This is a genomic window from Rhodocista pekingensis (assembly GCF_042665545.1).
Taxonomy (GTDB): domain Bacteria; phylum Pseudomonadota; class Alphaproteobacteria; order Azospirillales; family Azospirillaceae; genus Rhodocista; species Rhodocista pekingensis.
Window position 1 is genome coordinate 73,687 of the sequence record NZ_JBHTCM010000012.1, and the last position, 19,848, is coordinate 93,534.

At 73.8% G+C, this 19,848-nt stretch carries 17 protein-coding genes; 9 read left to right on the top strand and 8 right to left on the bottom strand.

The features are described from left to right. Positions 1-33: 33 nt before the first annotated feature. Both ACFQPS_RS13340 and ACFQPS_RS13345 read left to right on the top strand, forming a co-directional pair. Positions 34-1,461: a 5'-methylthioadenosine/adenosylhomocysteine nucleosidase gene (locus tag ACFQPS_RS13340; RefSeq protein ID WP_377359727.1), complete on the top strand. Its 1,428-nt coding sequence runs from the start codon at positions 34-36 to the stop codon at positions 1,459-1,461. A gap of 128 nt (positions 1,462-1,589) precedes the next feature. Further along, positions 1,590-2,006: a VOC family protein gene (locus tag ACFQPS_RS13345; RefSeq protein ID WP_377359728.1), complete on the top strand. Its 417-nt coding sequence runs from the start codon at positions 1,590-1,592 to the stop codon at positions 2,004-2,006. A 65-nt stretch (positions 2,007-2,071) separates the two neighbouring features. Here ACFQPS_RS13345 and ACFQPS_RS13350 read toward each other — a convergent pair whose 3' ends face one another. Together ACFQPS_RS13350 and ACFQPS_RS13355 are read right to left on the bottom strand one after the other, a co-directional pair. Beyond that, positions 2,072-2,200, bottom strand: coding sequence for a hypothetical protein (locus ACFQPS_RS13350; RefSeq protein ID WP_377359729.1), 129 nt, complete (start codon positions 2,198-2,200; stop codon positions 2,072-2,074). A 135-nt stretch (positions 2,201-2,335) separates the two neighbouring features. Next, positions 2,336-3,298 (bottom strand): pseudouridine-5'-phosphate glycosidase, encoded by a 963-nt coding sequence (locus ACFQPS_RS13355; RefSeq protein ID WP_377359730.1) that lies wholly within the window; start codon positions 3,296-3,298, stop codon positions 2,336-2,338. 100 nt (positions 3,299-3,398) lie between these two features. Between ACFQPS_RS13355 and ACFQPS_RS13360 the strand changes: the two genes are divergently transcribed. After that, positions 3,399-4,478: a ligase-associated DNA damage response exonuclease gene (locus ACFQPS_RS13360; RefSeq protein WP_377359731.1), complete on the top strand. Its 1,080-nt coding sequence runs from the start codon at positions 3,399-3,401 to the stop codon at positions 4,476-4,478. 24 nt (positions 4,479-4,502) lie between these two features. After that, the gene (locus tag ACFQPS_RS13365; RefSeq protein ID WP_377359732.1) at positions 4,503-6,107 is read left to right on the top strand and encodes a cisplatin damage response ATP-dependent DNA ligase; all 1,605 of its coding nucleotides are present in this window, start codon (positions 4,503-4,505) and stop codon (positions 6,105-6,107) included. A 49-nt stretch (positions 6,108-6,156) separates the two neighbouring features. On the opposite strand, the gene ACFQPS_RS13370 is transcribed toward ACFQPS_RS13365, so the two are convergent. After that, positions 6,157-7,332: a DUF8173 domain-containing protein gene (locus ACFQPS_RS13370; RefSeq protein WP_377359733.1), complete on the bottom strand. Its 1,176-nt coding sequence runs from the start codon at positions 7,330-7,332 to the stop codon at positions 6,157-6,159. A gap of 228 nt (positions 7,333-7,560) precedes the next feature. Here ACFQPS_RS13370 and fabI point away from each other — a divergent pair, with 228 nt between their 5' ends. Next, positions 7,561-8,331, top strand: coding sequence for an enoyl-ACP reductase FabI (gene fabI / locus ACFQPS_RS13375; protein ID WP_377359734.1), 771 nt, complete (start codon positions 7,561-7,563; stop codon positions 8,329-8,331). Between the two features lie 19 nt (positions 8,332-8,350). Here the strand turns inward: fabI and ACFQPS_RS13380 are convergent, their stop codons facing one another. Beyond that, positions 8,351-9,484, bottom strand: a complete 1,134-nt coding sequence (locus ACFQPS_RS13380) for a succinylglutamate desuccinylase/aspartoacylase family protein (protein ID WP_377359735.1) — start codon at positions 9,482-9,484, stop codon at positions 8,351-8,353. A gap of 118 nt (positions 9,485-9,602) precedes the next feature. Here ACFQPS_RS13380 and ACFQPS_RS13385 point away from each other — a divergent pair, with 118 nt between their 5' ends. From ACFQPS_RS13385 to ACFQPS_RS13400, 4 genes are all read left to right on the top strand, one after another. After that, entirely contained in the window at positions 9,603-10,850 is a 1,248-nt protein-coding gene (locus ACFQPS_RS13385; protein WP_377359736.1) for a hypothetical protein, read from the top strand. An 84-nt stretch (positions 10,851-10,934) separates the two neighbouring features. After that, a complete protein-coding gene (locus tag ACFQPS_RS13390; RefSeq protein WP_377359737.1) occupies positions 10,935-12,176 on the top strand; it encodes a glycosyltransferase in 1,242 nt (413 codons plus the stop codon). Continuing rightward, entirely contained in the window at positions 12,173-13,138 is a 966-nt protein-coding gene (locus ACFQPS_RS13395; RefSeq protein WP_377359738.1) for a hypothetical protein, read from the top strand. The genes ACFQPS_RS13390 and ACFQPS_RS13395 overlap by 4 nt, the downstream gene beginning before the upstream one ends. Then, a complete protein-coding gene (locus ACFQPS_RS13400; protein ID WP_377359739.1) occupies positions 13,135-14,010 on the top strand; it encodes a glycosyltransferase family 2 protein in 876 nt (291 codons plus the stop codon). The genes ACFQPS_RS13395 and ACFQPS_RS13400 overlap by 4 nt, the downstream gene beginning before the upstream one ends. Positions 14,011-14,014: 4 nt before the next feature. Here the strand turns inward: ACFQPS_RS13400 and ACFQPS_RS13405 are convergent, their stop codons facing one another. The 4 genes from ACFQPS_RS13405 to aguB form a co-directional block, all read right to left on the bottom strand. Further along, positions 14,015-14,485, bottom strand: coding sequence for a helix-turn-helix domain-containing protein (locus ACFQPS_RS13405; RefSeq protein WP_012565883.1), 471 nt, complete (start codon positions 14,483-14,485; stop codon positions 14,015-14,017). Positions 14,486-14,667: 182 nt separating this feature from the next. Then, the gene (locus tag ACFQPS_RS13410) at positions 14,668-15,444 is read right to left on the bottom strand and encodes a glycosyltransferase (RefSeq protein ID WP_377359740.1); all 777 of its coding nucleotides are present in this window, start codon (positions 15,442-15,444) and stop codon (positions 14,668-14,670) included. Between the two features lie 11 nt (positions 15,445-15,455). Next, on the bottom strand, positions 15,456-18,410 hold the full coding sequence (locus ACFQPS_RS13415) for an SLBB domain-containing protein (RefSeq protein WP_377359741.1): 2,955 nt from the start codon (positions 18,408-18,410) through the stop codon (positions 15,456-15,458). Positions 18,411-18,525: 115 nt separating this feature from the next. After that, positions 18,526-19,404 carry an N-carbamoylputrescine amidase gene (gene aguB / locus ACFQPS_RS13420; RefSeq protein WP_377359742.1) on the bottom strand — a complete coding sequence of 293 codons (879 nt, stop codon included), beginning with the start codon at positions 19,402-19,404 and terminating at the stop codon, positions 18,526-18,528. Between the last annotated feature and the right edge of the window lie 444 nt (positions 19,405-19,848).

Below are 19,848 nucleotides of genomic sequence, written 5' to 3' on the forward strand. Positions count from 1 at the left end.
GCGGTGCATCCGGAGCGGGTGCGGGAGATCGGAATGACGGGTCTGGCAGAGCTTCTGGCGGCGGTGGATGCGGGGGATGCGGCAGGGGCGGCGCGGATCGCCGGCGCCGATCCGGGACTGCTGGAGGAGCGCGGTCCCGACGGCGCGACGCCGATCCTGCTGGCGGCCTACCGGGGCGCCCGGCCCGTGCAGGAGGCGTTACGGCCGCTGAAGCCCGCGCTCGACCTCTACGAGGCGGCGGCGCTGGGCGACCTCGACCGCGTCATCGCTCTGGTGGAGGCCGAACCCTCCGCCATCGACCGGCCGGCGCCGGACGGCCGCACGGCCCTGGGCCTCGCCGCCTTCTTCGGCCGGCAGGCGGTCGTGGACTGGCTGCTTGCCCGCGGTGCCGACGCGACCCCGCCGGGCATGGGGCCGACGGCACTGCCGCCGCTGCACGCGGCAGCGGCGGGCCGTCATCTCGGCATCGCCCGCGCGCTGCTGGCGCACGGTGCCGTGCCCGACGCCCCGCGGCACGGGGGCTACACCGCCCTGCACGCGGCGGCGCGGAACGGCCATCTGGAACTGATCGCGCTGCTGCTGGAGCACGGCGCCGACCCGCACCGCGCCGCGGCGGACGGCGCCACCGCCCTGTCCCTGGCCCGGGCGGCCGGACATGCGCGCGCCGTCACCCTGCTGGAGTCGGGGGGCGGCCCCTCGGCCGACGCGCCGTTCGGTCTGCTCTGCGCCATCCCGGAGGAGATCGCCCATTTCGGCCCGCACTTCGTCGAATCGGAGGCGGAGACGATCGGCGGCTTCGTCTTCCGCCGCGGCCTGCTGGACGGACGTCATGCCGTCGTCGTCGAGTGCGGCATCGGCAAGGTCAACGCGGCCGTCGTCTCCACCCTGCTGATCGAGCGGTTCGGCTGCCGCATGCTGCTGTTCTCCGGCGTCGCCGGCGGCGTGGACCCCGCGCTGGGCATCGGCGATGTCGTGGTCGGCACGCGGCTGGTGCAGCACGATTACGGCGCCCTGGTCCGCGGCAACCTGCGCGTCTACCAGCCGGGCGTGACGCCGGTGCCGGGCGTCGCCGACACGCACGGCTATGCCCTGGACCCCGCGGTCGAGGCGACGGTGCGGGCGGCGCTGGACGGGCTGGAGCTGCCGCCGATCCCGGCCAAGGCGACCGGCGGGGTTGAGCGGACGCCGCGCATCACCTTCGGCACCATTGCCACCGGCGACCAGTTCGTGAACTGCGAGTCGACCCGCCAGCGGCTGCATGAACGCTTCGGCGCCGCGGCGGTGGAGATGGAAGGGGCGGCCGTGGCCCAGGTGGCGGAGCGTTTCGGCGTGCCCTGCCTGATCATCCGGTCGCTCTCCGACCTTGCCGGGGCGGAGAGCCACATGGACTTCTACACCTTCGTGGCCGCGGCGGCGCGCTGCGCCTCGCTGCTGCTGCGCCGGGTGGCTTCGGCGCTGTAGGGGGCGGCGCTGTAGGGGGCGGCACTGTAAGGGACGGGGAAGACGGGGCCGCGCCCGCGGCGGCACTGCCCCGCCCCTCCATTCCGTGGTAGCCTTTCCGGGCAGCGGCGAACGGAGGGAGGCCTGGAATGTCCGATACCCACATGCTGAAGGGTGTCGTTCCCTATCTGACGGTGGGCGATGCGCAGAAGGCCATCGCCTTCTATGTCCATGCCCTGGATGCGCACGAGGTGGTGCGCCAGACGGAGCCCGACGGGGTGCGCGTCACGCATTCGGTGCTGCTGATCAACGGCGGCACCTTCTTCGTCTCCGACGATTTTCCTGAGCACAATGGCGGGCAGTCGCGCGACCCGCTGGTCCTGACCGCCAGCCCCGTGACGCTGCACATGAACGTGCCGAACGTCGATACGCTGGTGCAGCGGGCGGTGGAGCACGGGGCGACCGTGCTGGTGCCGCCGCAGCCCGTGATCTGGGGCAGCCGCTTCGCCAAGATCCGCGACCCCTTCGGCCATGTCTGGACCCTGGTCACCCCGATCCCGGAATGATGGCTACCGGCTGACGGTCTCCGGGCGGCGGTTCGACCGGACCGCCGCCGGGTGCCCGGCCTGCCTCAGAACGCCGTGGCGAGCCAGAGGAAGGCCGCCCACAGCGGCACGGACAGAAGAACGCCGTTGACCAGACCGATGGCGGCGTCCATGCCGCCCGTCGCCGCGACCGCCCGATGATGCTGCCTGCGCATGAGTCCCTCCTTGCCTGACGAACGTCCGCGCCGGGAAAGGGGTTCCCAAGCGGAGAGCGCGCCCGGCGGGCATCATGCGGCCGGTTTTCTTTACGAAGTCTTGCGGTCTTTGCCGCCGGTCGCCGGGGCGCCGCCTCAGTAGGTGGGGCGCTTGCTCGGCGGCGGCTTCTTCGGCAGCGTCGTCTCCTGCTTCAGCCGGGCGTAGGCCACGGCGATGCGGGCGCCCACCGCGGCGTTGTTCAGCAGCAGCGCCCGGTTGGCGGTCAGGCTGGCGCCGCCCGTGAGGGTCTCCAGCCGGTGCAGCAGGAACGGCGTCAGCGCCTTGCCGCGGACCCCGCCGGCCGCCGCCTCGGCCACGGCCTGCTGCACGGCGGCCTCCGCCGTCGCCGCGTCCAGCGCCGCCGCGTCCGGGATCGGCACGGCGACGACAATGCCGCCCTCCAGCCCCAGGCGCCACTTGGCGTTCAGGACCCGCGCCGCGTCCTCGGGCGTGTCGCAGCGGCCGTCCACCGGCAGGCCGCTGTCGCGGTGGTAGAAGGCGGGGAAGGCGTCGGTGCCGAACCCGACGACCGGCACGCCGCGCGTCTCCAGGTATTCCAGGGTGCGGGGCAGGTCCAGGATGGCCTTGGCCCCGGCGCAGACGACGGCGACGGGGGTGGTGGCCAGCTCCTCCAGGTCGGCGGAGATGTCGCCCGTCGTCTCCGCCCCGCGGTGGACGCCGCCGATCCCGCCCGTGGCGAACACGGCGATGCCGGCCAGATCGGCGGCGATCATGGTGGCGGCCACGGTGGTCGCCCCGTCCGCCCCCTTGGCCAGCACCAGCGGCAGGTCGCGCCGGCTGACCTTGGCGGTGCCGGGGACGGTGAGGCGCTGCATGTCCTCGTCGTCCAGCCCGATGCGGATGCGCCCGTCCAGCACGGCGATGGTCGCCGGCACGGCGCCGTTGGCGCGCACGGCCGCCTCGATCTCCCGCGCCGTCTCCAGGCTGGCGGGAGCGGGCAGGCCGTGGCTGATCAGCGTGCTTTCCAGGGCCACGACCGGGCGGCCGGCCTTCAGCGCCGCCGCCACCTCCGGGTGGATGGAAAGGAAGTCGTGCATGGGATCGCCTCCGTGGGTGCGGCCGGAACATGCCCCCCGGCGCGGGCGGGCGCAACGGCGGCGGCGTGGCGGCGGGAGCGGGGCAGGCTATATTCCCTGCATGGCTGATCCGTCCACCCCCCGCCCGGAAGGCCCCGGGCCTGCGAGCCCCCCTCCGGCGTATCCCCGTCCGGAGAGCTGGGTCCGTCCCTGTCCGCCGGAACAGGGCGGCGGGCTGTGGGTCGAACCCGGCGGCTTCCACATCGACCCCGTGCGGGCGGTGGAGCGCGCCGTCGTCACCCATGGCCATTCCGACCACGCCCGGCCCGGCCATGCCCGCGTGCTGGCGACTCCGGGCACGCTGGCGATCATGCGGGCGCGGCTGGGGGAGCAGGCGGGCGCCGTGCAGCAGCCGCTGCCCTACGGGGAGCCGTTGCGGGTCGGGGAGGTGGGGGTGCGGCTGGTTCCGGCCGGGCATGTGCTGGGCAGCGCGCAGATCGTGCTGGAGTGGCGGGGCAGCCGCGTCGTCGTCTCGGGCGACTACAAGCGCCGGCCCGACCCCACCTGCCTGCCGTTCGAGCCGGTTCCCTGCGACGCCTTCGTCACCGAGGCGACCTTCGGCCTGCCGGTCTTCCGCCACCCGCCGGATGCCGACGAGGTGGGCAAGCTGCTGCACAGCCTCACCCTCTTCCCGGAGCGGGCGCATGTCGTCGGCGTCTATGCGCTGGGCAAGTGCCAGCGCCTGATCGCGCTCCTGCGCCGGGCCGGCTACGACCGGCCGGTCTGGCTGCACGGGGCGCTGATCCCGATGTGCGAGCTGTACCGGGCGCATGGGGTGGACCTGGGCGACCTGCGCCCCGCCACCGCCGCGACGCGGGAGGACCTGCGGGGGCAGGTGGTGCTCTCCCCCCCGTCCGCGATCCAGGACAAATGGTCCCGCCGGCTGCCGGACCCGGTGGTGGCCTACGCCTCGGGCTGGATGCGGGTGCGCCAGCGCGCCCGCCAGCGCGGGGTGGAACTGCCGCTCGTGATCTCCGACCATGCCGACTGGGACGAACTGACCGCCACCATCCGCGACGTGGGCGCGCCGGAGCTATGGGTCACGCACGGGCGGGAGGAGGCGCTGGTCCACTGGGCCAGCGGCCAGGGCTACCGGGCGCGGGCGCTGGCGCTGATCGGATTCGAGGACGAGGATGTCTGACCCGCGGCAGACGGCAGGCCGGGCATGAACCGCTTCGCCGCCCTGATCGACGCGCTGGCCTTCATGCCGTCGCGCACCGGCAAGGTCCGGCTGATCGCCGACCATTTCGCCACCACGCCGGACCCGGAGCGCGGCTGGGTCCTGGCCGCCCTGACCGGCGCCCTGTCCTTCGCCGCGGCGAAGCCGGCGGCCGTCCGCGCCCTGGTGATGGAGCGGGTGGACCCGGAGCTGTTCGGCTGGTCCTACGACTTCGTCGGCGACCTTGCCGAGACCGTGGCCCTGATCTGGCCGGAGCGGCCGGGGCCGGACCGCCCGCCGCCCACCCTGTCGGAGGTGGTGGCAGACCTCGGCCGGGCGACACGGGCGGAAGTGCCGCGGCTGATCGAGGGCTGGCTTGACGCGCTGGACGCCACCGGCCGCTGGGCGCTGCTGAAGCTCATCACCGGCGGGCTGCGCGTCGGCGTCTCCGCCCGGCTGGCGAAGACGGCGCTGGCCGAGTGGGGGGCGGGCAACGGGGCGGACATCGGCATCGACGCGGTGGAGGAGGTCTGGCACGGCCTGCGCCCGCCCTATGCCGAGCTGTTCGCCTGGGCGGAGATGCGCGCACCCCGGCCGGACGTGTCGGCGGCCGGCGGCTTCCGCCCGCTGATGTTGGCGCACCCGCTGGAGGAGGCGGACATCGCCGCCCTCGACCCCGCGGCCTACCGGGCGGAATGGAAGTGGGACGGCATCCGGGTGCAGCTTGTCGGACGCACCCTGGGGGAAGGGCGCCTCTACAGCCGGACGGGCGACGAGATCACGGCCGGCTTCCCCGACGTGGCGGCGCGGCTGGGCTTCGACGCCGTGCTGGACGGCGAGCTGCTGGTGGTCAGCGAGGGCGAAGTGCGCCCCTTCAACGACCTGCAACAGCGCCTGAACCGCCGGCAGGTCACGGCGAAGATGCTGCGCGACTACCCGGCCTGGGTGAGGCTCTACGATCTGCTGGTGGAGGCGGGGGAGGATCTGCGCGGCCTGCCCTTCGATGCGCGGCGGAAGCGGCTGGAGGACTGGTACGCCCGCGTCCGCCCGGCGGGCATGGACCTGTCCCCCCTGATCCCCTTCGCGGACTGGGAGGGGCTGGCGGCGCTGCGGGCGGGGGCGCGGGAGAACGCCATCGAAGGGCTGATGCTGAAGCGCGGCGACAGCCCCTACCTCGCCGGCCGGCCGAAGGGACCCTGGTTCAAGTGGAAGCGCGGGCCGCTGACGCTGGACTGCGTGATGATGTACGCCCAGCGCGGGCACGGGAAGCGGTCCAGCTACTACAGCGACTACACCTTCGGCGCCTGGACCGGCGATCCCGACGGGGGCGGGGAGCTGGTGCCGGTGGGCAAGGCCTATTCCGGCTTCACCGACGAGGAGCTGGGCCGGCTGGACCGCTGGGTCCGCGCCAACACGGTGAACCGTTTCGGCCCCGTGCGCGAGGTGGCGCCGGCCCTGGTGCTGGAAGTGGCGTTCGACAGCGTCCACCCGTCCGGCCGGCACAAGTCGGGGCTGGCGATGCGCTTCCCCCGCATCGCCCGCATCCGCTGGGACAAGCCCGCGCACGAGGCCGACCGGCTGGAGACGCTGCGGGCGCTGGTCGCGGGGTAACGGCCGGACGTCAGGCGGCCCGGTCCGCCCCTTTTCCTGTCGCGGCCGCTCAGGCGTAGGCGGGGCGCCGGCGCGAGGCCAGGGTGCGGGCGAGCACGGCCCCCACCCCCATCGCCACGGCCGCGAACCAGATCCAGCCGCCGACCAGCGGCACCAGTCCGGCCAGGGTCAGAAGCAAGGCGAAGAAGGCGAAACGCTTCAGCCGGTCGCCGCCGGTCATCCCGGCGGCCGGGCGGTTGCGGGTCATCAGCTCGGCCACGCCGAAGCCGGCGATCGCCAGCCCCAGCACGATGGCGATGCCGTAGAGCAACAGCAGCAGCAGCCCGACCGGAATGCCGATGACGGTCAGCATCAGCAGGCCGACCAGCAGCGGGGTCGCCAGGAGGGCCACGACGCCCAGCAGCAAGGTGCGGCCGGGGTTGCCGCCGACCTCCGCCGCCGCGGCCCCGACGAAGCCGGGGAAGGCGAGGTGGACGGCGGCGCCCAGCAGGAACAGGGCCAGCGCCCCGCCCAGCGTGCCCGCCAGGGTGGGGCCGAAATCCGTTTCCTCCGCCGTGTCGTCCTGCTGCTCGATGCCGCCCTCCACCGTCACGCCGGCGGGGATCTCCGGCCGGTCCGGGCCGGCATGGCGGAGCGTGCCCATGATCCGGGCGCCGGGCAGCAGCACCAGTTCGCCCGCCGCCACGTCCAGGTCGCCCATGACGGCGCCGGAGATGGTGACGCGGCCGCCGGCGACCCGGGCGTCGCCCGCCACGGTGCCGGCCAGATCGACCTCTCCGCCCGACGCGCTGAGGTCGCCGGCCACGGCGCTGCCGGGGGCGAGGCGCAGCTCCCCCGCGACCAGCACGGCATCGCCGGCCACGGCGCTGGTCAGCTTCAGGCTTGCCCCGATGGCCATGAGATCGCCCGCCACCGGACCGTCCAGGGCGATGTCGAATCCGGCGATCAGCGCGTCGTCGCCGACGGCGCCGATCTGCGCCACGTTCAGCCCGGCGGCGAACAGGGTTCCGTCGATGGCGGCGTCGATGCCGACGGTGCGGCCGGCGATGAACAGGTCGCTGTCCATCCGGCCCGTGGCCCGCACCGTGTCGCCGGAGCGGAACTCCGCGGCACGGGCGCTGCCGGCGGCGAAACCGAGGAAGAGGATGACGGCAAGGCCCAGGGCTGCGAGCAGCCGGACGCGGGGAAACCCCGATCGCGGGGGGCGGGGGGAAGCGAGGTGCATGGCCGGGATCTCCTGGCGCAGAGTTCCATCTCGGACCCTGCCCGGAAAGGCGGGGTCCGTTCAAGGGCCAGCCCCGCGGGCGGACGCGGCTGCCGCTGTCCCCGATATGACGCCCGACCGGCCGGTGCGGCAAGGTCCACCCTGCGTTGCCGCGGCGGGACCACCGCGCTAGCATGCTGCATCGCACTGCACCGCGCCGCGGCGGCCCGCCGGGCGGAAGGGGAACGCATGCTACCGATCACGCTCGAAGGAAAACGCGGCCTCGTCATCGGCATCGCCAATGACAGCTCCATCGCCTATGGCTGCGCCCGCGCCTTCCGGTCGCTGGGGGCGGACCTGGCCGTCACCTACCTGAACGCCAAGGCCGAACCCTTCGTCCGGCCGCTGGCCGAGGGGCTGGACGCCAGCCTGATCCTGCCCTGCGACGTGCGCGAGCCCGGTCAGCTCGAATCGGTGTTCGACGCCGTCAGCCAGCGCTGGGGCAAGCTGGACTTCCTGCTGCACTCCATCGCCTTCGCCCCGCGCGAGGATCTGCATGCGCGGGTGGTGGACTGCTCCCGCGAGGGGTTCCTCCAGGCGATGGACGTCTCCGTCCACTCCTTCATCCGCATGGCGCATCTGGCCGAGCCGCTGATGGCCAACGGCGGCTGTCTCCAGACGGTCAGCTTCTTCGGCTCGGAGAAGGTGGTCGAGCACTACAACCTGATGGGGCCGGTCAAGGCGGCGCTGGAGAGCGTCGTGCGCTATCTGGCGGTGGAGCTGGGCCCCAAGGGCATCCGCGTCCATGCCCTGTCGCCGGGGCCGCTGAAGACCCGGGCGGCCAGCGGCATCGACCGCTTCGACCAGCTTCTGACCCGCGCGGCGGAGCGGGCGCCGGCCCGGCATCTGGTCACCATCGAGGATGTCGGCGCCTATGCCGCCTTCCTGGCCAGTGACGCGGCGCAGGCGGTGACCGGCTCGGTCGAGTACATCGACGGCGGTTACAACATCCTGGGCTAGGGTGCCAGCGGCCGTCCGGTCACGCCGTCAGCAGCGGCGTGCCCGGGGCGGCCAGCGGCTCCGTTCCGGCGATGCTCAGCACGCCCTCTCCCGCGCCCACGAAGCGGTTCAGGTGCCGGGTCCAGACCGGCCCCGCGACCCGCGCCCGGCAGGGATGGCGGATGCCGCTCTCCGGCTCCAGAATCTCCGCCACCACCTGGCCGGGCTCCACCCGGTCGCCCAACGCCACCCGGAACAGCACGATGCCGGCCTCCGGCGCGGCCACCCGGTCCACCCCGGCCAGCGGGGTGGCGCCGCAGCGCGGGGCCGGAGCGGGGCCGGGATCGCCGGCCAGCATGCCGCGGTGGCGCAGATGCTCCAGGATGGCGGCGGCGTCGCGCGCCGCCGTCGCGTCGTCCACGGCAAGCTGGCCGCGCAGTTCGATGGTCGTGGCGGCGCAGGCGACGGGCAGGGCGTCGGCGTCTGTCCCCAGCCTCTCCCGCAGCCGCCACCAGACGCCCGAACAGGCTTCGTCGAAGGGATGCCCGCCCGACTGGTCGGCCAGGAAGGCGGCCTCACAGCCCAGGCGGGCCGCAAGGTCGCGGAACCCCTCCCACAGCCCCGGCGCCGTGTAGAGGTGCATCACGGCGTCGAAGTCGCAGTGGAGGTCCAGCATCAGGTCCGCGTCCAGCGCCAGCGTCAGCAGCGCCCGGCGCAGCGCGTCCGCCTGCGTCGCCGCCGGCAGGGCCTCCGCCGCCCGGCGCAGCTCCTGCCGGACCAGGGCGACATCCGCGGCCGTGTCGCCGCACAGCCGGCCGCGCACGGCGTCTGCCACTACGCCGGACAGGTCGGCATAGCTGCGGTTGAAGTTGACGCCGGTCGCCAGTTCGAAGCGGCCCGACAGGGACTGGAGCACGATCTGGTCCAGCCCGATCGGGTTGGCGACGGGCACCAGCACGACCTCCCCGGTCACGGCGCCGGCCGCATCCAGCCCCTTCAGCGCGGCCAGCAGGTGCTGCGCCACCAGATGGCCCGGCGTCTCGTCCGCGTGCAGGCCGGCCTGGATGTAGGCCTTGGGGCGGGCACCTGGGGTCCCGAAGCGGTGGACGCGCAGGACGCGCCGGGTGCCGGCGCGGCCGTGGGCGAGGGGCAGGTCGTCGATCGTGTGTGCCATGCGGGGATCAAGCCACAGCGGTGCGGCCCCCGTCCAGGGGCAGGTCGGGACTGGTCCGTGCCGCCGGCCCCTGCCAGACTGGCCGGCGGCACGGGGGATCGGAGACGGGCCGGAGGCGATGGCGACCCTGGCTGAACGGCAGGGCGGGGACGGGGCGGCGCTGCGGCTGGCGGCGCTGGTCGGCGCCATCGTCGTCTACGGGGTGGCCGGCGCCCCCGCCCCCGCTTCCGTCGGGCCGGCGGAGCTGGCGGTGGGGCTGGGTCTTCTGGTCGCCGTCGGGCTGCGCGCCCCGCTCTGGCTGGGGACCGGCTACCTGCTGCGCTGTCCCGGCGCGACTCCGGCCGAGATCGTCGCCTGCCTGTGTCTGCCTCTGCTGCTCTGGCTGCCGCTGGTGCGCGGCAGTCTGATGGGCTGGCAGCCGACCGACATCGTGCGCGACGTCGTGCCGTTGGGGTTCCTGTTCCTGCCGCTCCTGCTGCGCCGCGGCCTGTCCGCCCGTCGTGCTGCCGGGAGCGGCGCCGTGGCGGACCTTCTGGCGGCGGCGCTGGCCGCGGCGGGTCTCGCTTTCGCCTTCCGCTGGTGGGCGCATGTGGCCTTCGGCTTCGCCGCCGTGGGCGACCGCACCCTCGCGGAAGGCGATCTCTACCTGCTGAACAGCGCCGCCGTGCCCTTCGCCGCCGTCTGGCTCACGCTCCAGGGGTTGCGCCGGCTGTTCCCGGCCCGCGGCGCAGGAGCGGTGGCGCTGGGGCTGGTGCTCGGGGCCGCCGGACTGCTCTGTACCGGAGCCCTGGCCGGGGCGGTCCACCGGGCGGCGCTGGGGCTGGTGCTGGGGACGATCGGTCTGGGCGTCGCCCTGCGCCTGCGTACCGCCCCCGGCGACTGGCGGCTGGTGCCGGTGGCCGGCGCGGGGCTGCTGGCCGCCTTCGGCTGGGCCGCGCTGGGGGCGCTGTCGCTGGTGGCGGAGAAGACGGGCGAGGTGGGCTGGAACAACCGCGCGGCCGAAGCGGGTGCCGTGCTGCGCCAGATCGGCCGTTCCCTGCCGGCCTTCCTCCTGGGTGACGGCTGGGGTGCCCTGGTCGCCAGCCCGGCGGTGGGCAACTGGCGGGTCTCCTTCACCCACAATGCGGCGAGCTATTTCCTGGTGAAGACGGGGCTTCTGGGTTTCGTCGCGGCCACCGGCTATCTCGCGGCGCTGCTGGCGGAATCCTGGCCCGCGCTGCGGCGGCGGGCCGACATCGCGCTGGCGGCGCTGCCGTCCCTCGCGGTCGCCCTCTTCCTGCACACCAGTTACAAATATCTGTGTTTCGGCCTGCTTTGCACCGTCCTCCTGCTTGCAGCCGCGAAGGACGAAACCCCAAAAAATTGAAATCAAACTTTACAGGACACCCGCCTTCTCCCACTCTTCCCTCCTGCAAGTGTAGGGGGAACCGGCGGGCGGGGCGCCACGGGCATGCGGCGGCAGGCATCCATCCTGTTCGTGAACCGGGTCTTTCCGCCCGACCGCGGCGCCACGGGCCGGCTGCTGTGCGACCTTGCCGGCCGCTTCGCCCTGGCCGGCTGGCGGGTCACGGTGGTGGCCGACGGCGCGGCATCGGCGGACGGGGGGCTGGCAGACGGGGGGCCGGCGGGCGTGCGGGTCGTCCGCAGCGGCGGCGGGGGCGAGGAGGCTCCGGGTGCCGCCGGCTATCTGGGCGCACTCGCCCGGCTGACGGCGACGGCCCTGGCGCAGCCGGCGCACGATGTGGCCGTGACCATGACGGACCCGCCGATGCTGGCCTGCCTGGGGCCGCTGCTGCGCCTGCGCCATGGCAGCCGCCTGATCCACTGGTGCCAGGACCTCTACCCCGAACTGTTCCCCGTGCTCGGCGTCGGGCTGCCGCGGCCGGTGCTGACGGGGATTGCCGCCCTCTCCACCGCGGCGCTCGGCCGGCACGACCGGATCGTCGCCATCGGCGCCTGCATGCGCCGGAGGCTCGCCGCGCGCGGCCTGCCCGCTGCCCGGCTGGAGGTGCTGCCCAACTGGGGCCAGCCCGGCCTGCGCCCGCAGGAGCCCGATCCGGCCATCCGTGAGGTCCTGGCCGGTGGCGCCCGCTTCCTGGCGCTCTATGCCGGCAATCTGGGCCGCGCCCATCCCGTGGCGGCGCTGGCCGAGGCGGCGGCGGAACTGGCCGTCACCGATCCCGACGTGCGCATCCTGGTTGCCGGCGACGGCCGCCGCCGGGCCGCGCTGGCGGGGATCGCGGCCGGGGGGACGCTGCGCCTCTTGCCCTATCAGGACGAAGCCGCGCTGGCCCGGCTCTACGCCGCGGCGGATCTCCATCTCGCCCTGCTCGATCCACGGGCGGAAGGGCTGATGCTGCCGTGCAAGGTGGCGGCCGGGCTGGCCGCGGGCTGCCCGGTCGTGCTGCACGGCCCGCCCGGCAGCGACGCGGCCCGGATGATCGGGGACGCCGGCGCCGTGGCTCCGGCGGGGGAGCCGGGGGCTCTGGCGGCGGCGATCCGCAGCTTCGCCCGCGCGCCCGGCCGGATGGCACAGGCGCGTGCCGCCGCCCGCCATCGGGCCGAGGACCCGGCGGAGCGCTGGGACGCCGACCGGGCCGCGGCCCGCTTCCTCGCCCTTGCCGGCTCCCTGCGGCCCGGTCCGACTGTTCCGGCGGGGGCTGCCGTTCCCGCCGGACCCGCCCCGCCATGAGGGACGGGGACCTGGAGGGGGTGGCGGCCGCGCTGCGCCCGATGACGCCGCCGCCGGAACCCGCGCTGACCCTGCGCGGGCTGGTGCTGGAGACGCTGCGCGGCTGGCGTCTCATCGCGGGCGGCGGGTTGCTCGGGCTGCTGATTTCCCTGGTGACGCTCTGGCTGGTGACGCCGCGCTTCACGGTGGAGATGGTGATCGGCCCCACGGCGCGCAGCGGTCCGGCGGCCATGGGACCGCGCGTCCCCGTGGGGCCGGGCGGGGCGTCGCGCACCATCGTGGAGCACGGCATCGGCGACGAGGCGCTGTCCGACTACGCCCGCTATGCCGAACTGCTGTGCTCCGTCCCGGTGGCGGAGCGGCTTGCCCGGCAGCCCGGCATCCTGCGCACCCTGTTCGAGACGTCGGTGGCGCCCGACGGTGGCTGGCGCCCGCCGGGCGATCCGTTCTCCCGCGCCAAGCGGCTGTTGCTCCGGCTGGCCGGTCGCGACTCCTGGCTACCGCCCGACGCCCATCAGCTTGCGCTTCTGCTGGAGGAGGAGCTGATCGTGACCCCTGTGGGCGACGGCCCGATGCGGCGGCTGCGCTTCCGCCACCCGGACCGGGAGTTCGGCCGCACCCTGCTGGCCGCCATCCATGCCGCGGCCGAGGGGCTGATCCGGGAGGAGGCCGAGCGGCGGACGGGGGCCGAGATCGACTATCTGCGCCGCCGTGTGCGGGAGGAGACCTCCGCCGAGAACCGCCGGGCCTTCGGCGGCCTGCTGGCGGAGCAGGAGCGTATCCGGCAGATGATCGCCGTGGCACTGCCCTTCGCCGCCGACGTGATCGAACCGCCATCGGCGCCCGGCCTGCCGGACTGGCCGGACCCGCTCGTGCTGCTGGCGGTGGGGGCGCTTGCCGGCGGCGCCATCGGCATGGTGATCGTCTATGCCCGCGGCGCCTGGCGGCAGGCGGGGCCGTGACCGGGTTCCCGCTGCCGCTGACGGTCATCGTCATGGTCCGCAACGAGCGGGCCAACCTGCCCGGCTGCCTCGCCAGCCTGGAGGGGATGGCCGAGATCGTCGTCGCCGACAGCGGCAGCGATGACGGCTCGGCAGATATCGCCCGGGCGGCGGGCGCGCGGGTCGTGCCCTTCGTCTGGAACGGCGCCTATCCGAAGAAGAAGCAATGGTGCCTGGACCTGCCCGACCTCGCGCATGACTGGGTGCTGTTCGTCGATGCGGACGAGCGTCTGACCCCGGCGCTGCGGGACGAACTGCGGCGGCTGTTCGCGGCCCCGCCGGCGGCGGCGGCCTATTTCCTGGACAGTCGGCCGGTGGTGCTGGGGCGGGTGCTGCGCTTCGGTGCGCGCTACCGCAAGATCGCCCTGATGCACCGTCGCCGTGTCCGCTTCCCGCCCTGCGACGATCTGGCCGTCGCGGCGATGTGGGAGGTGGAGGGGCACTACCAGCCGCAGGTCGAGGGGGCGGTCGGACGGCTGCGGGCGCCGCTCCTGCACGCGGACGCCAAGCCGCCCTTCGCCTGGGTCGAGCGGCACAACCGCTATTCCGACTGGGAGGCGTGGCTGGACGCCGGCACCGGCCGGGCGGCGATCCTGGGGACGGAGGGCAGGGCAAGGCAACGGCTGAAGCGCCTGTTCGCGGCGCTGCCGGGACGGCCGCTGGCCGTCTTCCTCTATGAGTACGGGGTCAGGCTGGGCTTCCTGGACGGTCGCGCCGGCCTGCACCATGCCCTGGGGCGGGCCTTCTACTACTGGCTGATCGCCTACAAGCGCGACTGGATCGCGGCCGAGCGCAGCACGGGCCGGGACGCCGATCCCGGCCGGCTGCGCTGACCCGTCAGTCCTGGCCGGACATCTCCGGCTCGCCGGCCAAGGCCTTCACCAGATCGAAGGCGCGGCGGCGCACCCCTTCGTCGGGGATGCGGTAATAGGCACGGACCAGTTCCAGCGTCTCCCGCCGGGCCATGGACTCGAATTCCTGTGTCTCGCTGCCACCGTCAAGCGGTGCTTCGGGACCACTGGCCGGCAGATCTTCGAAAAAGAAGGTCACCGGTACGCCCAAGACCTGCGACAGATTGAACAGACGACTCGCACTGATGCGGTTGGCGCCGCGTTCGTACTTCTGAAGCTGCTGGAACGTGATCCCGACCGCCTCGCCAAGGGTTTCCTGGCTCAGGCCCAGCAGCGTGCGGCGCAGGCGCAGCCGTTGCCCGACGTGAATATCGATGGGATTCGGGCCTTCCCCTCGCTTGGACAGGGAATAGGCCTTCGCCAGCGTGGCCTTCTTCGAGCTCTTCTTAGCGCTCATTTCGATCTCCAAACCAGGAACGGCGCCCACGACGTATAGTGCAGAATGCTTAGCTGGCAAAAGGAATTGTGCCAAGCGCGGCAACTCCTCACCGGCAGCCGGTGCCGGAGCGACCGGAAGGCGCCAAGAAGATCGCCGGATGCATAGAAGAATCTTTCAGCAAGGTGTGGTTCGTAGTCACATCATCCCTGACGGGTGCTCCTAAATCGGATGCAAGCGTATGTTGCTGGCGCGAGTCGCCTGAGGCCGGAGCTTAGGTGTTGCATTGCCATGATCGCGCCGCGACTCACGGGGCCCATCCCCAGCAGGTCGCGCCGGATGTGGTCCTGCTCCCGCCGGCCGAGCGCGGGATGGCGCCGCGACAACCCGCCCGGGGCGAACTCCGCCACTGTCATCCGTAGGCGCAGCGGGTCCGGCACGCGGGCCAGGGCCGCCAGCGTATAGGCGTAGTCCGCGGCGATGCGGTATCCGGCCGGGTAGGCAAGACCGGCGACGATGTCGCGGCGGTAGAAGAGGGCGCAGTGGTGCGCCGGCATCCCGTACCAGGCGTGGCGGACGTCGCGGGCCGGCCGCAGCCGGGGGCGGCCGTCGCCCGGGTCCTCCAGCGTGTCGCCGTAGAGCAGGCCGGGGAAGCCATGGCGGACCGCCTGCGCGGCCACGGCGGCCAGGACGTCCGGTCCGGCCAGCCGGTCGCCGCCGTTCAGGAACAGCAGGTAGCGCCCCCGCGCCCGGGCGGCGGCCTCGTTCATCGCGGCGAAGGGGCCGCCGTCCGGCCCGCTGCGCCACCAGGCCAGCTCGCCCGCCCAGCCGGCCAGCAGCGCCGCTGTTCCGTCGGTCGAGCCGCCGTCGGCGCAGAGCCATTCGACGTCACGCCAGCCCTGGCCCCGCAGGGACTCCCGCGTCCGGATCAGGCCGGCCGCATCGTCCTTGACGACGGTGATGATGGAGAAGAAGGGCACGCCGGTCCGTCTCAATCATCGTCGAGGATGGCCGTGACCGCCGCCGCCGTCAGGGCGAGCTGGCTGAGGATGGTGGTCACGCTCTGCGCCACCGGCAGGAACTCGAACGGCTCCGGATCGCGCGGCACCACCAGGGTCGAGCCGGGCGGAATGGTCAGCAGCGCATGGCGGCCGCGGGGTGCCGCCAGCGGCTGCGAGCTGCCGTCCGGATACAGCACGAAGATCAGGCCGCGGTCGGCGAAGCGGGTCAGCCCGCCCGCCTCACGCAGATAGTCCGCCGCCTCCTTGCCCGGCACGAAGCGCAGCGAAGCGGGCGACAGCACCTCGCCCGAGACGGTCACGGTCAGGGGCCGCTTGGGGAAGAGGATGCGGTCGCCCGGTTCCAGCAGGATGTCGGCCGCCGGATCGGACACCAGCGCCGCCGGGTCCGCCTCCACCGTGATGCGGCCGACGGCGCGCACGCCGCGCAGCGAGTCGGCGAGCTGCCGGGTCAGCTCCACCTGGGCCGGCGAGGGCGGCGATTCGCGCAGCAGGGCCAGCGCCAGTCCCCGGTCCATCTCGGCCGCGACGCGGCGGAAGCCCTCCTCCTCGGCGCGGCGGGCGCTCTCACGGGTGAAGACGGCACCGTCCGGATAGGCGTCCGGTGTCAGCCCGCCGGCCCGCGCGATCAGGGACGACAGCCGCTCGCCCGGCGTCAGATCGTAGCGGCCGGGCTGCCGTACCTCGCCCGCGATCTCCACCCAGCGGGGCTCGCGCGGGTGGAAGCGGGCGGGAACGCGGATGCCGTCCCCGGGGCCCGCCCGCACCGCCAGTCCGGCGGACCCGGACAGGTCGATCCGGCGCGGCCGGGCATCGCCGCCCGCACCGTCTCCGGGGGGCTTCCCCAGGGCGGGCACGATCTCCACGGCGGCGGCATCGGCCTCCAGCGCCAACCCGCCGGCAGCAGCCACGAGGTCGCGCAGGGCGACCGGCTGCGCCACCGGATAGGCGCCCGGCACGGCCACCGCGCCGCGCACCTGCACGGTCCGGTCGAGCGCCAGCCGCGCCAGATCGGCGTCGGGGCCGGTGAGCGTCATCTCGTTTCCCGGTCCCCGGGCCAGGGAGCGGACCCAGCCGCTGGCGAGGATCACGACCCGGTCGCCGTCCCGCAGTCCGCGGTCCAGGGCGCCGGCCAGCACCTCCACCGGCGCGAAGGGGATCAGGCTGCGCGCCACCCCGGCCGAGTCGAACCGCTCCACCACGGCCAGCAGTCCGTAGGCGTCGGGGGCGAGGACATCGCCGTCGCCCAGCAGCGCGCGCAGGGTCCGGGCAGCGGCCAGCGGACGCACCCCGGGCCGCTGGACGGCACCCGCCAGCTCCACCCCCGGCGGCGCGACATCGAGGATGCGGTCGGCCGGCAGGGCGGATGGCGGCATCGCTGCGATCCCCGCGGCCCCGCCCGCCGCCCGCACCAGCGCCGCCGCTGCTCCGCCGGGGGTGGCGGGATAGAGCCCCGGCCGCAGCACGCCCCGGCGGACCAGGGCCGCATGCTCCAGCGCGAAAGGCAGCAGGTCCGGTTCCGCCGCGAACAGGGCGGGGCAGGGCAGGTCGGGTCCGGACAGGGCCGCCGCCGTCCGGGCCGGCGCCCCGGCCGCCAGGGGGCCTGCCGGATCGGCCGCCAGCCGGGCGGCCAGGGCGGCGAGGGCGGGACAGTCCCTGTCTTCCGCGACAGGGCCGTCGCCCGCCAGCAGCGCCAGCACCCGCCGGCTGGAGAGGAAGGCCACGTCCGCCTCTCCCAGCACCAGCAGGCGGTCCCCGTCCGCCAGGGGCGGAGCTCGTTTCCCGTCCGCCAGGGGCGGACCGCGATTTCCGTCCGCCAGCCGGGTCAGGTCCAGCGGCAGCAGGGTCCGGGCGCCGATGCGGTCGCCCCGCCGCACCAGCACGGCGAAGGGCAGGTAGGGGGCCGGCCCCAGCTCCTCCGGCGGCAAAAGGCGCTCCAGCGTGGGAGCCTCCCCCAGGCTGCGGGGACCGGGCTGGCGGACATGGCCGCCGAGCATCACCGTGCCCAGCCGGTCGGAGCGGGCGGGCGCGTAGAGAAGCACGTCGCCGTCCCCGAACAGGGCAGCGCCGGGGTCCGCCACCGCCGTGGAGCGCTCCGCCCCGTCGCGGCCGAAGGACAGGCGCAGCGCCCGCTCAGGGCCGGGGCGCAGGGGGCCGCCGGCCAGATCCAGCAGCGCCTCCAGGGACAGCCGCGGCTCCCCCGGCGGCAGTTCGTAGATGCCCGGTCGCTTCACCGCCCCGGCCACGGCCACCGTGGCGCCCAGCGGCGGGACGACGATGCGGCTGCCGTCGGGCAGGCGGCGGTCGGCCGCCCCTGTCCCCTCGCGCAGCAGGTCATAGAGATCGACGGTCACGCCGCCCGGCGGCCCGCCCGGTTCCAGCACGCGGATGGTCCGCAGGCTGCCGGTTCCGGCGACCCCGCCGGCGGCGTAGAGCGCGTCGAGAACGCTGGCGAAGGCCGGCAGGTCGTGCCGCCCGGGGCGGGCGACCTCACCCAGCACCAGGGCCGTCAGGCGGCGGGGGCGGGACAGGGTGACGAACGCCTCCGTCTGCGGCAGCACCGCGGCGACCTCCGCCACGATCTGGCGGCGCACGTCGCCCAGCGGGCGGCCGGCTGCGGCGATCGGGCGCAGGTCGTCCGGCGCCAGCATTCCGTCGGTACCGACCGCATATGTGCGGCTGCCGGAGGTCTGGCCCCGCAGGACGATGGTCACCTCGTCCCCCACCTTCAGGGGATGGTCGTCCGCGACGGCCCCCAGGACCGGCCCGGTCGGTGCGCCGCGCCCGTCGAACAGCGTCGCACCGAAGCGGCGCAGCGGCTCCCCCGCCCGCTCCGAATAGAGCGCCTCCAGCCGCGACGGCGGCGCCTCCTGGGCGACGGAGGCGACCGGCAGAAGCAGCAGGATGACCAGGAGGAGTAGCCGCATGGCGGGAGGCAGCCGGAACGGGTTGCCTCCCCATCATACACAAGCAGAGGGCGCCGTCATGCCCGTTCGCGGGCGACCCGGGACGGTCGTCGCGGTGCCGTTGCCGGCCCGGTCGTCAGCCCCGGGTGGTGCGGCCGTCCAGGGTCAGCAGCGGGCCGTACAACTCCGGCCGGCGGTCGCGGAAGACGCCCCAGGCGGTGCGGGTGCGGGCCACCTCGTCCAGATCGACGGTCGCGGTCAGCACCGCCTCCTCCTCCCGGCCGGCCTCGGCCAGCTTCTCCCCCTTCGGTCCGGCGATGAAGGAGGAACCATAGAAGGTGATGCCGCAGCTCTCCCCGTCCTCGCGGCCGATGCGGTTGCTGGCGATCAGGGGGATCAGGCTGGCGCCGGCATGGCCCTGCATCACCCGCTGCCAGTGGTCACGGCTGTCCAGGGAGCCGTCCTGCGGTTCCGAGCCGATGGCGGTCGGATAGCAGAACACCTCCGCCCCCTGGAGCGCCATCACGCGCGCCGTCTCCGGGAACCACTGGTCCCAGCAGATGGCGGCGCCGACGCGGGCGTAGCGGGTCTGGAAGACGCGGAACCCCGTGTCGCCGGGATTGAAATAGTACTTCTCCTGATAGCCGGGCCCGTCGGGGATGTGGCTCTTGCGGTAGATGCCCAGGATCGCGCCGTCGGCGTCGATCATGGCCAGCGAGTTGTAATGCGCCGTGTTCGCCCGCTCGAAGAAGCTGACCGGCAGCACGACCTCAAGCTCGCGGGCCAGCCGGCTCATCCGCTCCAGCACCGGGTTTCCATCGACCGGGGCGGCAAGGTCGAACAGCTCCGCCTTCTGGTCCTTGCAGAAGTAGGGTGTCTCGAACAGTTCCTGCAACAGGATGATCTGAGCGCCGGCCGCGTGCGCCCGGCGCACCATCTCCTCCGCCTTGGCGACATTCGCCGCGCGGTCCCGGCCGCAGGCGAACTGCGTGGCGGCAAGGGTGACGTTCCGCATCTCTCCGCTCCTCCCTGATCCAGCAACTGATACGCGATATCGCTGTCGCCTGCCACGGCGGACTTCCACGACCGATGATAGCCGACCCGCAGATGGGAAGGCACGGCGCATTGCCGTACCGGGGCGGGATGCCCCTGACATCGGCCCTTCCACCAGTCCGCGCGCCGGGTATCCGATCCTGCAAAAATGCGGCTGGCAGCGGTTCTGGCAGTACCTCTCCCGGAGAGTTCGCGTCCGCCAGACAAGCGAAACGGCGCCATGCCGAGGACATATTATTGCGCAAGTGGGCGGGCTGATTTCGATATCGCAGGAAATCCATTGCCAAACGGCGGGGAAAAAACCATTTTTGACATAAATACTGTGTCGGATCATGTTCGCGGGACGCCGGCCGCGTGCGTTTACATACCGTTAGCACGCAACCGGCGCAACGGGGGGCATTTTTCC